A 15,253-nucleotide genomic window follows, 5' to 3' on the forward strand; every position below is an offset into this window, starting at 1 on the left:
CTCTATGTGAAATAAATCAAAATTTCACGCCGAAATACTCCTTAGGATGTATAGCGAAAGGAGAAAAAGATATACCTCGATCACCCCCCTTTCTCCCAAGTGAAAATAAAAGGTTATCAGTTTGCAACATTGAACAACATTCGTTGCAAATCGATAACAACATGCACCTTCAGGATACTATTTATTATGTTCGGCAATGATATTTTCACCCGCGTAAAACGTTCAGAAAATAAAAAAATGGCGGAAATCGCCCAATTCCTGCATGAAAATGATTTGAGCGTTGACACCACAGTCGAAGTATTTATTACCGTAACCCGCGATGAAAAGCTTATCGCGTGCGGTGGAATTGCCGGAAATATTATTAAATGCGTTGCTATCAGTGAATCCGTTCGCGGTGAAGGACTGGCGCTGACATTAGCCACTGAACTGATAAACCTCGCCTATGAGCGGCACAGCACGCATCTGTTTATTTATACCAAAACCGAATACGAGGCGCTGTTCCGCCAGTGCGGTTTTTCCACGCTGACCTGCGTACCCGGCGTGATGGTGCTGATGGAAAACAGCGCCACGCGACTGAAACGCTATGCCGAATCGCTGAAAAAATTTCGTCATCCAGGGAACAAGATTGGCTGCATTGTGATGAACGCCAATCCCTTCACGAATGGTCACCGTTATCTGATTCAACAAGCTGCGGCACAGTGCGACTGGTTGCATCTGTTTTTAGTCAAAGAAGATTCTTCACGCTTCCCCTATGAAGACCGGTTGGATCTGGTGTTAAAAGGCACCGCCGATATTCCACGCCTGACTGTGCATCGCGGCTCCGAATACATCATCTCCCGCGCTACGTTCCCTTGCTACTTCATTAAAGAACAGAGCGTCATTAACCATTGTTACACCGAAATTGATCTGAAGATTTTCCGTCAGTACCTCGCTCCCGCGCTGGGTGTAACTCACCGCTTTGTCGGTACTGAACCCTTTTGTCGCGTTACCGCCCAGTACAACCAGGATATGCGCTACTGGCTGGAAACGCCGACTATCTCCGCACCGCCCATCGAACTGGTTGAAATTGAGCGGCTGCGTTACCAGGAGATGCCGATATCCGCTTCCCGGGTACGTCAACTGCTGGCGAAAAACGATCTCACGGCTATCGCGCCGCTGGTCCCTGCAGTCACGCTGCATTATTTGCAGAACCTGCTTGAGCACTCCCGCCAGGACGCGGCAGCTCGTCAAAAGACCCCCGCATGAGAAACAGGTGAAAAATGAAAATAAACCAGCCCGCCGTTGCAGGCACCCTTGAGTCTGGGGATGTGATGATACGCATCGCCCCACTCGATACGCAGGATATCGACCTGCAAATCAATAGCAGCGTTGAGAAACAGTTTGGCGATGCAATTCGCACCACCATTCTGGACGTTCTCGCCCGCTACAACGTGCGCGGCGTACAGCTGAATGTCGATGACAAAGGCGCACTGGACTGCATTTTACGTGCACGACTGGAAGCCCTGCTGGCACGCGCCAGCGGTATCCCGGCTCTGCCATGGGAGGATTGCCAATGATTTCCGCTTCGCTGCAACAACGTAAAACTCGCACCCGCCGCAGCATGTTGTTTGTGCCTGGTGCCAATGCCGCGATGGTCAGCAACTCCTTCATCTACCCGGCTGATGCCCTGATGTTTGACCTCGAAGACTCCGTAGCATTGCGTGAAAAAGACACCGCCCGCCGCATGGTTTACCACGCGCTGCAACATCCGCTGTATCGCGATATTGAAACCATTGTGCGTGTCAACGCGCTGGATTCCGAATGGGGTGTCAACGACCTGGAAGCCGTCGTTCGCGGTGGTGCGGACGTTGTGCGTCTGCCGAAAACCGATACCGCTCAGGATGTTCTGGATATCGAAAAAGAGATCCTGCGTATCGAAAAAGCCTGTGGTCGTGAACCCGGCAGCACCGGCCTGCTGGCGGCGATTGAATCTCCGCTGGGCATTACCCGCGCAGTGGAAATCGCTCACGCTTCCGAGCGTTTGATCGGTATCGCCCTCGGTGCAGAAGACTATGTGCGCAACCTGCGTACAGAACGCTCCCCGGAAGGAACTGAACTGCTGTTCGCACGCTGTTCCATTTTGCAGGCCGCGCGCTCTGCGGGTATTCAGGCGTTCGATACCGTCTATTCCGACGCTAACAACGAAGCCGGATTCCTGCAAGAAGCCGCCCACATCAAACAGCTGGGCTTTGACGGCAAATCGCTGATCAACCCGCGTCAGATTGATCTGTTGCACAACCTCTACGCACCAACCCAGAAAGAAGTGGATCACGCCCGCCGCGTCGTAGAAGCCGCTGAAGCCGCCGCTCGCGAAGGCCTCGGCGTGGTTTCCCTGAACGGCAAGATGGTGGACGGTCCGGTTATCGATCGCGCCCGTCTGGTGCTCTCTCGTGCAGAACTTTCCGGCATCCGCGAAGAATAAGGCAATCAAAATGACGCAGAAAATTGAACAATCTCAACGACAAGAACGGGTAGCGGCCTGGAATCGTCGCGCTGAATGCGATCTTGCCGCTTTCCAGAACTCGCCAAAGCAAACCTACCAGGCTGAAAAAGCGCGCGATCGCAAACTGTGCGCCAACCTGGAAGAAGCGATTCGTCGCTCTGGTTTACAGGACGGCATGACGGTTTCCTTCCATCACGCTTTCCGTGGCGGTGACCTGACCGTCAATATGGTGATGGACGTCATCGCGAAGATGGGCTTTAAAAACCTGACCCTGGCGTCCAGCTCCCTGAGTGATTGCCATGCGCCGTTGGTAGAACACATTCGCCAGGGCGTGGTTACCCGCATTTATACCTCCGGCCTGCGCGGTCCACTGGCGGAAGAGATCTCCCGTGGTCTGCTGGCAGAACCGGTGCAAATCCACTCTCACGGCGGTCGCGTGCATCTGGTACAGAGCGGCGAACTGAATATCGACGTGGCTTTCCTCGGCGTCCCGTCCTGTGATGAATTCGGTAATGCCAACGGCTACACCGGTAAAGCCTGCTGCGGCTCCCTCGGCTATGCAATGGTTGATGCCGACAACGCAAAACAGGTTGTGATGCTTACCGAAGAACTGCTGCCTTATCCGCATAATCCGGCAAGCATTGAGCAAGATCAGGTTGATTTAATCGTCAAAGTTGATCGCGTTGGCGATGCTGCAAAAATCGGCGCTGGTGCTACCCGTATGACCACTAACCCGCGCGAACTGCTTATTGCCCGTAGCGCTGCGGATGTGATTGTCAACTCAGGCTACTTCAAAGAAGGTTTCTCCATGCAAACCGGCACCGGCGGCGCATCGCTGGCGGTAACCCGTTTCCTGGAAGACAAAATGCGTAGCCGCGATATTCGCGCCGACTTCGCCCTCGGTGGTATTACCGCGACGATGGTTGATCTGCACGAAAAAGGTCTGATCCGCAAACTGCTGGATGTACAGAGCTTTGACAGCCATGCTGCGCAATCGCTGGCCCGTAACCCCAATCACATCGAAATCAGCGCCAACCAGTACGCTAACTGGGGTTCGAAAGGCGCATCGGTTGATCGTCTCGACGTGGTGGTACTGAGCGCGCTGGAAATTGACACCCAGTTCAACGTTAACGTGCTGACCGGCTCTGACGGCGTACTGCGTGGTGCTTCCGGTGGTCACTGCGATACCGCGATTGCCTCTGCGCTTTCCATCATCGTCGCGCCGCTGGTACGCGGTCGTATTCCGACTCTGGTGGATAACGTGCTGACCTGCATCACCCCGGGCTCCAGTGTCGATATTCTGGTCACAGACCACGGTATCGCAGTTAACCCGGCACGTCCGGAACTGGCAGAACGTCTGCAGGAAGCGGGCATTAAAGTGGTTTCCATTGAGTGGCTGCGCGAACGTGCGCGTCTGCTGACCGGTGAACCACAGCCGATTGAATTCACCGACCGCGTCGTTGCCGTTGTGCGTTACCGCGATGGCTCGGTGATCGATGTTGTGCATCAGGTGAAGGAATAAGCCATGCACCTGCTTCCTGAACTCGCCAGCCACCATGCGGTGTCAATTCCCGAGCTGCTCGTCAGCCGGGATGAAAGGCAAGCACGGCAACACGTCTGGCTCAAGCGCCATCCTGTTCCACTGGTCTCCTTTACCGTGGTTGCGCCTGGGCCGATTAAAGACAGTGAGGTCACACGCCGAATTTTTAATCATGGCGTGACAGCCTTGCGTGCCTTAGCCGCAAAACAGGGCTGGCAAATTCAGGAGCAGGCTGCACTGGTTTCCGCCAGCGGGCCGGAGGGTATGTTGAGCATTGCCGCCCCGGCTCGCGACCTCAAGCTCGCCACCATTGAGCTTGAACATAGTCATCCTCTCGGGCGGTTATGGGATATCGATGTCCTGACGCCCGAAGGCGAAATTCTCTCCCGCCGCGACTATTCACTGCCGCCTCGCAGCTGCCTGTTGTGCGAGCAAAGCGCAGCCGTCTGCGCGCGTGGAAAAACCCATCAACTGACCGATTTACTCAACCGCATGGAGGCACTGCTGAACGATGTCGATGCCTGCAACGTCAACTAAAACCACAAAGCTTGCGACGTCATTAATCGATGAGTACGCCCTGCTGGGCTGGCGCGCCATGCTGACTGAAGTCAATCTGTCACCGAAACCAGGCCTCGTGGATCGCATTAACTGCGGTGCGCACAAAGATATGGCGCTGGAAGATTTCCACCGCAGCGCGCTGGCGATTCAGGGCTGGTTACCCCGTTTCATTGAATTTGGTGCCTGTAGTGCAGAAATGGCACCGGAAGCGGTACTTCACGGATTACGCCCAATTGGTATGGCTTGCGAAGGTGATATGTTCCGCGCCACTGCGGGCGTAAACACGCATAAAGGCAGCATTTTTTCTTTAGGGCTGCTATGTGCGGCAATTGGCCGTTTGCTTCAGCTCAACCAGCCGGTAACGCCAACAACCGTTTGTTCTACGGCGGCAAGTTTCTGCCGTGGTCTGACCGATCGCGAACTGCGTACCAATAATTCACAACTGACGGCAGGTCAACGGTTGTACCAGCAGCTTGGCCTTACCGGCGCACGCGGTGAAGCCGAAGCGGGTTATCCACTGGTGATCAACCACGCCTTGCCGCATTACCTCACTCTGCTGGATCAGGGGTTAGATCCTGAACTGGCATTGCTCGATACCTTGCTCCTACTGATGGCGATCAACGGCGATACCAACGTTGCTTCGCGCGGTGGCGAGGGGGGCCTGCGCTGGCTACAGCGCGAGGCGCAAACATTATTGCAAAAAGGGGGCATTCGAACCCCCGCCGATCTCGATTATCTCCGGCAGTTCGACAGGGAGTGTATCGAACGAAATCTCAGTCCAGGCGGCAGTGCCGACCTGCTGATCCTTACCTGGTTTTTAGCACAGATTTAATTATTTAAGCACTTGATAAATTTGAAAATATTAATTTTCGGAGAACCCGTATGTCTTTAGCAAAAGATAATATATGGAAACTATTGGCCCCACTGGTGGTGATGGGTGTCATGTTTCTTATCCCTGTCCCCGACGGTATGCCACCACAGGCATGGCATTACTTCGCTGTGTTTGTGGCAATGATTGTCGGCATGATCCTCGAGCCAATTCCGGCAACAGCGATCAGTTTTATTGCGGTTACTATTTGCGTTATTGGCAGTAATTACCTGCTCTTTGATGCCAAAGAATTAGCTGACCCAGCGTTTAATGCGCAAAAACAGGCGCTGAAATGGGGTCTGGCTGGTTTTTCCAGCACCACGGTATGGCTGGTATTTGGCGCATTTATTTTTGCATTAGGGTATGAAGTTTCCGGGTTAGGTCGTCGCATTGCCCTTTTCCTGGTGAAATTCATGGGCAAACGCACGCTGACGTTGGGTTATGCGATTGTCATTATCGACATTCTGCTGGCACCGTTTACACCGTCCAACACCGCGCGTACCGGGGGTACGGTTTTTCCGGTCATTAAAAACCTGCCGCCGTTGTTTAAATCATTCCCCAACGATCCGTCCGCGCGTCGTATTGGCGGCTATTTGATGTGGATGATGGTCATTAGTACCAGTCTGAGTTCGTCCATGTTTGTCACCGGTGCGGCACCAAACGTGCTGGGTCTGGAGTTCGTCAGCAAAATTGCCGGTATCCAGATTAGCTGGTTGCAGTGGTTCCTCTGCTTCCTGCCGGTTGGGGTTATCTTGCTTATCATTGCGCCGTGGCTTTCCTACGTGCTGTACAAACCGGAAATCACACACAGTGAAGAAGTGGCAACCTGGGCGGGTGATGAACTGAAAACCATGGGTGCGCTGACACGCAGAGAGTGGACACTGATTGGCCTTGTATTGCTCAGCTTAGGTTTGTGGGTTTTTGGCAGTGAAGTCATTAATGCTACTGCAGTTGGTCTGCTGGCAGTTTCGCTAATGCTGGCCCTGCACGTTGTGCCTTGGAAAGATATTACCCGCTATAACAGCGCATGGAACACGCTGGTCAACCTGGCAACTCTGGTTGTGATGGCTAACGGCCTGACTCGTTCTGGCTTTATTGACTGGTTCGCCGGTACCATGAGTACGCACCTGGAAGGATTCTCACCAAACGCAACGGTGATTGTACTGGTTCTGGTGTTCTACTTTGCACACTACCTGTTTGCCAGCCTGTCTGCGCACACCGCAACCATGCTGCCGGTTATTCTGGCCGTCGGTAAAGGTATTCCGGGCGTACCAATGGAACAACTGTGTATCCTGCTGGTGCTGTCTATCGGTATCATGGGCTGTCTGACGCCGTATGCAACCGGTCCTGGGGTGATTATTTACGGCTGTGGCTATGTGAAATCAAAAGATTACTGGCGTCTTGGCGCAATCTTCGGGGTGATTTACATCTCTATGTTGCTGTTGGTTGGCTGGCCGATTCTCGCCATGTGGAACTAATACGTTCGCCAAACGCTGAATAAATCATCACGCCCGCCAGGTTAGCCCACCTGGCGGGCTTTTTTATGATTTAATAGATAGTATTCAGTGTATGTATGAGTTCCACACCCATTATGAAAGCATTCTGGCGTAACGCCGCGTTGCTCGCGGTTTCTCTGCTTCCCTTCTCTTCTGCCAACGCCGTAGCGTTGCAGGCAAAACAGTATGGCGATTTTGATCGCTATGTCCTGGCCCTCTCCTGGCAAACCGGATTTTGCCAGAGTCAACACGATCGAAATCGTAACGAACGAGATGAATGTCGCCTGCAAACCGAAACGACCAACAAAGCTGATTTTCTGACCGTACATGGTCTGTGGCCAGGATTGCCTAAATCGGTTGCTGCCCGTGGTGTTGATGAACGCCGCTGGATGCGCTTCGGTTGCGCTACTCGCCCAATCCCGAATCTACCAGAAGCACGCGCCAGCCGAATGTGTTCATCGCCGGAAACCGGGTTATCACTGGAAACGGCCGCTAAACTAAGTGAAGTCATGCCAGGAGCTGGCGGACGTTCCTGCCTGGAACGCTACGAATATGCCAAACACGGTGCCTGCTTTGGTTTTGATCCGGACGCATACTTCGGTACGATGGTACGCCTGAATCAAGAAATTAAAGAGAGCGAAGCCGGAAAATTCCTTGCGGATAATTACGGTAAAACAGTGAGCCGCCGTGACTTTGACGCCGCCTTTGCCAAAAGCTGGGGAAAAGAGAACGTGAAAGCAGTTAAGCTAACGTGCCAGGGTAACCCTGCGTATTTGACTGAAATTCAGATCTCGATCAAAGCTGACGCCATCAACGCTCCGCTTTCTGCAAACTCATTCTTGCCACAACCACACCCAGGCAACTGTGGCAAAACCTTTGTGATTGATAAAGTGGGTTATTAATCATCTGATTTACAAAACACGCTAATTCGTCTTCCATAAACCGTGACGATTAAGAATTATACATAATGCGCTGCATTGAGGAATTCCCTGAATGTGACGCAAATCACTTCAAAGAGTGAGCAACAGTCAGTATCATCATGTGAGTTAAACCCTCGCCGCCTGACGGTGAGGGTTTTCTTTTGGGTATGTTTATCTGCGACACTCGCAGTACCGACGACATGGAGTAAAAATGTCCAGACCAACTATCATCATTAACGACCTGGATGCCGAACGCATCGATATTCTGCTGGAGCAACCCGCCTATGCTGGTTTGCCAATCGCCGACGCGTTAAACGCAGAGTTGGATCGCGCCCAAATGTGTTCGCCAGAAGAGATGCCACACGACGTGGTGACAATGAACAGCCGGGTTAAATTCCGCAATCTTAGCGATGGCGAAGTGCGTGTGCGCACGCTGGTGTATCCGGCAAAAATGACCGATAGCAATACTCAGCTTTCCGTTATGGCTCCGGTAGGTGCCGCACTGCTGGGGCTGCGCGTTGGCGATTCCATTCACTGGGAACTTCCGGGCGGCGTTGCAACCCACCTTGAAGTGCTGGAACTCGAATACCAGCCAGAAGCTGCTGGCGACTACCTGCTTTAATCCCATCTGCACAAGCGATAACTCGCTTTGCCCAGAGGATGCACGCGCATCCTCTTTACGCAAAATCAGCAATTTTTCCTGGTTCTCACTGTTCACTTTTGCTGCAAAATTATTCCGTTTCGTTTGTGGGAATAACCATGGCAGAAGCATTTTACATCCTGATAGGATTTCTGATTATGGCGGCGATTATCGTCATGGCTGTCCTTTACCTCGAAAACCACTCCTGACGATCATATTGTTCCCCCCGGCATCGCATTCACCAGACCTGAAACCGCCTTCTGCGCCGCCTCTGCGCTTTGTGCACCGGGTACCAGAATCACCTTACGGCACTCCTCTTCACGTTTTTCGAAAATCTCATATCCCCGGGCGGCCTCTTCAAACGGCATATAGTGGGTAACAATTTCTTCTGGTTTCAGTAATCCTTTCTCAATTAACGGTAATAATTCTCCCAGCCATGCGTGAACGTGGGTCTGTCCCATTTTAAACGTCAACCCTTTATCAAAGGCGTCGCCAAACAGGAAACCGTGAATAAATCCAGCGTAGACGCCCGGTACGCTAACAATGCCGCCACGCCTGACCGCCGCAATACACTGGCGCAACGCTTTACCGCTGCTGCCCTCCAGTTTCAGGTTAGTCAGCACCGTTTCCGTGGTGCTGCCTTTCGCTTCAAAACCGACGGCGTCTATTACTGCATCCACGCCCCGGTGACCTGCCGTTTGTTCAATAATTGACTGTGCCGGATCGCTATCTTCATCGAAATTAATCGGGATCGCGCCGTAGCGGTCAGCGGCGAAACGCAAGCGGTAGGGATGATGATCAACAACAAAAATCTGTTCCGCACCGAGCAACCGTGCACAGGCGATTGTCAACAATCCCACTGGACCGGCACCATAGACTGCAACGCTTGAACCTTGTTGGATCTGCGCATTTTTTGCTGCCTGCCATGCCGTTGGCAGAATATCAGAAAGGAAAAGGGCTTTATCATCTGAAAGCAAAGGCGGTACTTTAAACGGCCCCACATTCCCTTTAGGGACGCGGACATATTCCGCCTGTCCACCAGGAACGCCACCATACAGGTGACTATAACCAAACAATGCCGCGGGAGCTGGTATCTGTTTTTTATTGAGCGCAGCGCCTTTACCCGCATTGGTATTTTCGCAGGCGGCATATTGCTGCATTCGACAGAAAAAACAGTCGCCACAAGCAATGACAAACGGAATTACCACCCGGTCGCCTTTTTGCAAATTTTTTACGTCCTTTCCGGTTTCAACGACTTCCCCCATAAATTCATGACCAAAAATATCGCCATGTTTAACCTGGGGTATTTTGCCTCGATAAAGATGGAGGTCAGAGCCACAGATCGCCGTTGCCGTAATACGCAGAATAATATCATCTGCCTGTTCAATGCCCGGATCGGGAACATTTTCTACCTGAACGTGATGTGGGCCGTGATAAGTCAATGCTTTCATGCAACCTCCAGAGACAGTTCAAAAAAGAGTCAGTCTTTAAGGGTAGCTATCACAGCGGGAAAACGGGCGGTACCGCAGGTTTTGGGAGAATTCCTGGTGTTCAGTGAGAATATATTAATCACAGAAACCGTTCGTAAGGAAAAAGAACCAGACAAATATCAGGGATAAATATTATAATCATGGCGAATGATTTGTTCATGATTAACAGGGAGAAAGGGTTATGTATAAGACAATCATTATGCCAGTTGATGTATTTGAAATGGAATTGAGCGACAAAGCTGTTCGCCACGCTGAATTCCTCGCCCAGGATGACGGAGTTATTCATCTACTTCACGTACTACCCGGGTCAGCCAGCCTGAGCCTGCACCGTTTTGCCGCTGATGTGCGTCGTTTTGAAGAGCATCTGCAACATGAAGCAGAAGAACGTCTGCAAACGATGGTCAGCCACTTCACCATCGATCCTTCCCGCATTAAACAACATGTCCGTTTTGGTAGCGTGCGGGATGAAGTCAATGAGTTGGCAGAAGAACTGGGGGCTGATGTTGTAGTTATTGGTTCTCGCCCTGCCCGGAGCCATCCCGGCAGGGCTTTTTAATGCCATAAAAAAGCCGCCAGGTTTGACCCCGGCGGCTAAGCAATTGCAGGTGAATCTTACTTCTTCTTATGCAGTTTTGGTGCGAATCAGGTAGTCAAAAGCACTCAGAGAGGCTTTGGCACCTTCGCCAGTGGCGATGATGATCTGCTTGTACGGAACCGTCGTACAGTCACCCGCTGCGAATACGCCTTTGACGTTGGTTTCGCATTTCGCATCAATGATAATCTCACCCATGCGGTTACGTTCGACTGCGCCTTCCAGCCAGTTGGTGTTCGGCAGCAGACCAATCTGGACGAAAATACCGGCCAGTTCGATGTTGTGAATATCGCCGCTGACACGATCTCGATATTCCAGACCAACGACTTTGCTGCCGTCGCCTTTCACTTCCGTGGTTTGCGCATTCAGAATAATGTCGACGTTTTTCAGGCTGCGCAGTTTGTCCTGCAGCACCTGGTCGGCTTTCATTTCTGGCGCAAATTCCAGCAGAGTTACGTGCTCAACGATACCCGCCAGGTCGATTGCCGCTTCCACGCCGGAGTTACCGCCGCCGATAACCGCTACGCGTTTGCCTTTAAACAGCGGGCCGTCGCAGTGCGGGCAGTAGGTCACGCCTTTGGTGCGATACTGATCTTCGCCCGGAACGTTCATGTTGCGCCATTTTGCACCGGTCGCCACGATAATGCTGCGTGCTTTCAGTACCGCGCCAGAAGCTGTTTCAATCTGGTGTAGACCACCTTCAACCGCTGCCGGGATCAGTTTGCTGGCGCTCTGGCTGTCGATCACATCAACGTCGTATTCATCAACGTGAACTTTCAGTGCGCCTGCCAGCTTCTGCCCTTCAGTCTTCGGTACAGAAATGTAGTTTTCGATATCAACGGTATCGAGGATCTGACCACCAAAACGTTCGCCCATCAGACCGGTACGGATGCCTTTACGTGCGGAGTAAATTGCTGCCGCTGCACCCGCCGGGCCGGAACCGACGATTAATACGTCATAAGCATCACGCTTGTTCAGCTCTTCTGCCGCACGTTTTTCCGCGCCAGTATCAATTTTGGCAACGATTTCAGTCAACGTCATGCGGCCCTGACCAAACTCTTTCCCGTTTACGAACACTGCCGGAACGCCCATCACGTTGCGATCGGTGATTTCGTTCTGGAAGGTGCCGCCGTCAATTGCAGTGTGCTTGATGCGCGGGTTCAGTACGCTCATCAGGTTCAGCGCCTGCACCACGTCCGGGCAGTTGTGGCAAGAGAGCGAGTAATAGGTTTCGAATTCAAAATCACCGTCAATATGGCGAATCTGCTCCAGCAGAGACTGCGCTTCTTTCGACGGATGACCACCGGTCCACAGCAACGCCAGTACCAGCGAGGTGAACTCGTGGCCCAGCGGGGAGCCTGCAAAACGTGGCCCCTGGTTGGAACCTGGGTTGGTGATCAGGAAAGACGGCTTACGCACCGGCAAGCTGTTATCTTTTTTAAAGGTGACTTTGTCTGACAGTTCTGCGATTTCAGCCAACAGTTCCTTGATTTCTGCCGATTTAGCGCTGTCATCCAGCGTGGCAATTAACTCAACAGGCTTGGTCAATTTCTCAAGGTAAGCCTTGAGTTGAGTTTTCATATTTGTGTCGAGCATGTTTATCTCCTGGGCTTTAAACATCATCATGCAAGCGGCCTCTGCGGCTACCTGGATGCAGCTTGCATCATGGTGCGGGGAAGAAAATCGGGTGCCGCAGCACCCGAAGAATTAGGTGAATTTCCGAAGTATTTCGCGCCGGAGTTGGTAGCGCGAAAGACGAAGGAAATTTAGATTTTACCAACCAGGTCCAGAGACGGAGCCAGAGTTGCTTCACCTTCTTTCCATTTAGCCGGGCAAACTTCACCTGGGTGAGAAGCTACGTACTGTGCTGCTTTGATTTTACGCAGCAGGTCAGACGCGTCACGGCCAATGCCTTCAGCGGTAACTTCGATTGCCTGGATGATACCCTGCGGGTCAACAACGAAGGTCGCACGGTCAGCCAGACCTTCATCTTCACGCATGTTGTCGAAGTTACGGGTCAGGGCGCCAGTCGGGTCGCCGATCATCGCATATTTGATTTTAGCGATGGTTTCAGAGCTGCTGTGCCATGCTTTGTGGGTGAAGTGAGTATCGGTAGATACTGCGTATACGTCTACGCCCAGTTTCTGCAGTTCTTCGTAGTGGTCAGCAACGTCACCCAGTTCGGTCGGGCATACGAAAGTAAAGTCAGCCGGGTAGAAGAAGAAGACGCTCCAGCGGCCTTCGGTATCTTTTTCGGTGATTTCGATGAATTCGCCGTTTTTGAATGCCTGGTTTTTAAAAGGTTTAATTTTGGTGTTAATCAAGGACATCTATACTTCCTCCGTGTTTTCGATGAGATGTAAGGTAACCAATTTTTGCCGATTCGGCTAATGCGTTTCCATTATCAAATCGATAAGTTTTACCTTACAACCTTCGTAAGACAACTTTGTGAACTTTGCACCGCCAGCGGCGATAAAAAGTAAAATGGCCCCCTTTCCAGGTGACCGTGTAATCTGAACTACCCTTTGGTATCTTCAGTGCCTGCCTGCAGGCTGAGGTGTTGCCCTTACAAATGCAACAACGACATGGATTACAACACCCTCATAAACAAAGGGCAATCACCTGATCTAAGCTCTTACCTATGACAGTGATAGGTTATGCCTTTTACTCGACTTTTGCACTGACTGAAAAGGACAAATTAATGTTAAAAAAGATACTTTTACTGGCTCTGCTTCCTGCAATCGCCTTCGCAGAGGAACTTCCTGCTCCAGTAAAAGCGATTGAAAAACAGGGCATTACAATCATCAAAACATTCGATGCCCCCGGAGGAATGAAAGGTTATCTCGGAAAGTATCAGGATATGGGCGTCACCATCTACCTGACTCCAGATGGTAAGCACGCTATCTCTGGTTACATGTACAACGAGAAAGGTGAAAACCTGAGTAACACACTTATCGAAAAAGAAATTTACGCACCAGCCGGACGCGAAATGTGGCAACGGATGGAACAATCCCACTGGCTCCTCGACGGTAAAAAAGATGCGCCGGTCATTGTCTACGTGTTCGCCGATCCGTTCTGCCCATATTGTAAACAGTTCTGGCAGCAGGCGCGCCCGTGGGTAGATTCTGGCAAAGTGCAATTAAGAACATTGTTGGTTGGGGTTATCAAGCCAGAAAGCCCGGCGACAGCAGCGGCAATTCTTGCCTCCAAAGATCCCGCAAAAACCTGGCAAGAATATGAATCCTCTGGTGGCAAGCTTAAGCTAAACGTGCCTGCAAACGTAAGTACAGAACAAATGAAAGTGTTAAGCGCCAACGAGAAACTCATGGACGATCTGGGGGCAAATGTCACACCAGCGATCTATTACATGAGTAAGGAAAATACGCTGCAACAGGCCGTGGGGTTGCCCGATCAGAAAACGCTTAATATCATTATGGGGAATAAATAAAAGATAATTCATGGATGGTTGAAATACATCCCTGCTTTTCAACCATCCTAAAAAAGCATGAATTGCTCGCTCTGCCCTAAGTGGCTATGCTATTTTAGAAAAACTTAATCCTGAGTTAAGCAAAAAAATATAATCAATAAAAATATATACGCAAAAAACATTGATTAAGTGAATATACCATGGAAGAAAAATATAACCGGAGTAGTGTATGGCCAATCTCTACGACTTGAAAAAGTTCGACTTAAACCTTCTTGTCATATTTGAGTGTATTTACCAGCATTTAAGCATTAGCAAAGCTGCTGAATCACTATATATCACCCCATCAGCCGTGAGCCAGTCGTTACAACGCTTACGTGCGCAATTTAATGACCCTTTATTCATTCGCTCAGGAAAAGGTATCGCGCCGACGACAACAGGGTTGAATCTGCATCACCATCTTGAGAAAAACCTCAAAGGCCTTGAACAAACAATTAATATAGTCAATAAGTCCGAACTAAAGAAAAACTTTATTATTTACGGCCCTCAGCTCATTTCTTGCTCTAATAATAGTATGCTGATCCGCTGCCTACGGCAAGATGCCTCTGTCGAGATTGAGTGCCATGATATCCTCATGTCAGCAGAGAATGCTGAAGAACTGTTGGTTCACCGCAAAGCCGATCTGGTGATCACCCAAATGCCAGTGATCAGCCGTTCCGTCATTTGCATGCCATTGCATACGATTCGCAATACTCTAATTTGTAGTAATAGGCATCCACGAATTACTGACAATAGCACTTATGAACAAATTATGGCAGAAGAGTTCACCCAATTAATATCTAAATCAGCAGGGGTTGATGATATTCAAATGGAAATAGACGAGAGATTTATGAATCGCAAAATCTCATTTCGTGGTTCCTCTTTGCTGACAATCATTAATAGCATTGCAGTTACAGATTTACTGGGAATAGTCCCCTATGAACTTTATAATTCCTACCGTGACTTTCTTAATTTAAAAGAGATAAAACTAGAACATCCGTTACCTTCAATAAAGCTTTACATTTCCTATAATAAATCTTCTTTAAATAATTTGGTGTTCTCCCGATTTATTGACCGTCTAAATGAGAGTTTTTGATATATAACTACAGACAGCTACTATAACTTTCATCTATTTATTCACAGCGCGAATGAAAAATAAAACACTCTGCTTTACAGTGTTTACTTTATAATTAACAGACTTATC

General features: G+C 50.5%; 15 protein-coding genes and 1 pseudogene. 13 read left to right on the forward strand and 3 right to left on the reverse strand.

What is annotated here, in order from left to right:
- Nucleotides 1–186: 186 nt before the first annotated feature.
- The 10 genes from citC to yldA all read left to right on the forward strand — a co-directional run bounded on the left by citC (nucleotide 187) and on the right by yldA (nucleotide 8,713).
- Nucleotides 187–1,245: a [citrate (pro-3S)-lyase] ligase gene (gene citC / locus QZF50_RS07470; RefSeq protein WP_000467687.1), complete on the forward strand. Its 1,059-nt coding sequence runs from the start codon at nucleotides 187–189 to the stop codon at nucleotides 1,243–1,245.
- 14 nt (nucleotides 1,246–1,259) lie between these two features.
- Nucleotides 1,260–1,556, forward strand: a complete 297-nt coding sequence (gene citD, locus QZF50_RS07475; protein WP_000700703.1) for a citrate lyase acyl carrier protein — start codon at nucleotides 1,260–1,262, stop codon at nucleotides 1,554–1,556.
- A complete protein-coding gene (citE, locus tag QZF50_RS07480; RefSeq protein WP_000622357.1) occupies nucleotides 1,553–2,461 on the forward strand; it encodes a citrate (pro-3S)-lyase subunit beta in 909 nt (302 codons plus the stop codon). The genes citD and citE overlap by 4 nt, the downstream gene beginning before the upstream one ends.
- Before the next feature lie 10 nt (nucleotides 2,462–2,471).
- The gene (gene citF / locus QZF50_RS07485) at nucleotides 2,472–4,004 is read left to right on the forward strand and encodes a citrate lyase subunit alpha (RefSeq protein WP_000192245.1); all 1,533 of its coding nucleotides are present in this window, start codon (nucleotides 2,472–2,474) and stop codon (nucleotides 4,002–4,004) included.
- Between the two features lie 3 nt (nucleotides 4,005–4,007).
- A complete protein-coding gene (citX, locus tag QZF50_RS07490; protein WP_000550424.1) occupies nucleotides 4,008–4,559 on the forward strand; it encodes a citrate lyase holo-[acyl-carrier protein] synthase in 552 nt (183 codons plus the stop codon).
- Entirely contained in the window at nucleotides 4,534–5,412 is an 879-nt protein-coding gene (citG, locus tag QZF50_RS07495; RefSeq protein WP_000062457.1) for a triphosphoribosyl-dephospho-CoA synthase CitG, read from the forward strand. The genes citX and citG overlap by 26 nt, the downstream gene beginning before the upstream one ends.
- A 50-nt stretch (nucleotides 5,413–5,462) precedes the next feature.
- Complete coding sequence (citT, locus tag QZF50_RS07500; RefSeq protein ID WP_000050323.1) at nucleotides 5,463–6,926, forward strand: citrate/succinate antiporter CitT; 1,464 nt, start codon at nucleotides 5,463–5,465, stop codon at nucleotides 6,924–6,926.
- 113 nt (nucleotides 6,927–7,039) lie between these two features.
- Complete coding sequence (gene rna / locus QZF50_RS07505) at nucleotides 7,040–7,846, forward strand: ribonuclease I (protein ID WP_001331449.1); 807 nt, start codon at nucleotides 7,040–7,042, stop codon at nucleotides 7,844–7,846.
- 229 nt (nucleotides 7,847–8,075) lie between these two features.
- Entirely contained in the window at nucleotides 8,076–8,486 is a 411-nt protein-coding gene (gene rnk / locus QZF50_RS07510) for a nucleoside diphosphate kinase regulator (protein ID WP_000089731.1), read from the forward strand.
- 137 nt (nucleotides 8,487–8,623) lie between these two features.
- Nucleotides 8,624–8,713 carry a small membrane protein YldA gene (yldA, locus tag QZF50_RS07515; RefSeq protein ID WP_000796528.1) on the forward strand — a complete coding sequence of 30 codons (90 nt, stop codon included), beginning with the start codon at nucleotides 8,624–8,626 and terminating at the stop codon, nucleotides 8,711–8,713.
- Nucleotides 8,714–8,716: 3 nt separating this feature from the next.
- On the opposite strand, the gene QZF50_RS07520 is transcribed toward yldA, so the two are convergent.
- Nucleotides 8,717–9,955, reverse strand: coding sequence for a zinc-dependent alcohol dehydrogenase (locus QZF50_RS07520; protein WP_000646150.1), 1,239 nt, complete (start codon nucleotides 9,953–9,955; stop codon nucleotides 8,717–8,719).
- 220 nt (nucleotides 9,956–10,175) lie between these two features.
- Here QZF50_RS07520 and uspG point away from each other — a divergent pair.
- Nucleotides 10,176–10,517, forward strand: a pseudogene (gene uspG, locus QZF50_RS07525) (universal stress protein UspG); the annotation flags it as partial.
- A gap of 99 nt (nucleotides 10,518–10,616) precedes the next feature.
- On the opposite strand, the gene ahpF reads toward uspG, so the two are convergent.
- The gene (gene ahpF / locus QZF50_RS07530; protein WP_061892180.1) at nucleotides 10,617–12,182 is read right to left on the reverse strand and encodes an alkyl hydroperoxide reductase subunit F; all 1,566 of its coding nucleotides are present in this window, start codon (nucleotides 12,180–12,182) and stop codon (nucleotides 10,617–10,619) included.
- A 170-nt stretch (nucleotides 12,183–12,352) separates the two neighbouring features.
- Nucleotides 12,353–12,916, reverse strand: a complete 564-nt coding sequence (ahpC, locus tag QZF50_RS07535) for an alkyl hydroperoxide reductase subunit C (RefSeq protein WP_000052796.1) — start codon at nucleotides 12,914–12,916, stop codon at nucleotides 12,353–12,355.
- A gap of 371 nt (nucleotides 12,917–13,287) precedes the next feature.
- Between ahpC and dsbG the strand changes: the two genes are divergently transcribed.
- Nucleotides 13,288–14,034 carry a thiol:disulfide interchange protein DsbG gene (gene dsbG / locus QZF50_RS07540; protein WP_001342038.1) on the forward strand — a complete coding sequence of 249 codons (747 nt, stop codon included), beginning with the start codon at nucleotides 13,288–13,290 and terminating at the stop codon, nucleotides 14,032–14,034.
- A gap of 208 nt (nucleotides 14,035–14,242) precedes the next feature.
- Nucleotides 14,243–15,145: a LysR family transcriptional regulator gene (locus tag QZF50_RS07545; RefSeq protein ID WP_000002452.1), complete on the forward strand. Its 903-nt coding sequence runs from the start codon at nucleotides 14,243–14,245 to the stop codon at nucleotides 15,143–15,145.
- Nucleotides 15,146–15,253: the final 108 nt, after the last annotated feature.

This window comes from uncultured Escherichia sp. (assembly GCF_948475835.1).
Classification (GTDB): Bacteria; Pseudomonadota; Gammaproteobacteria; order Enterobacterales; family Enterobacteriaceae; genus ECMA0423.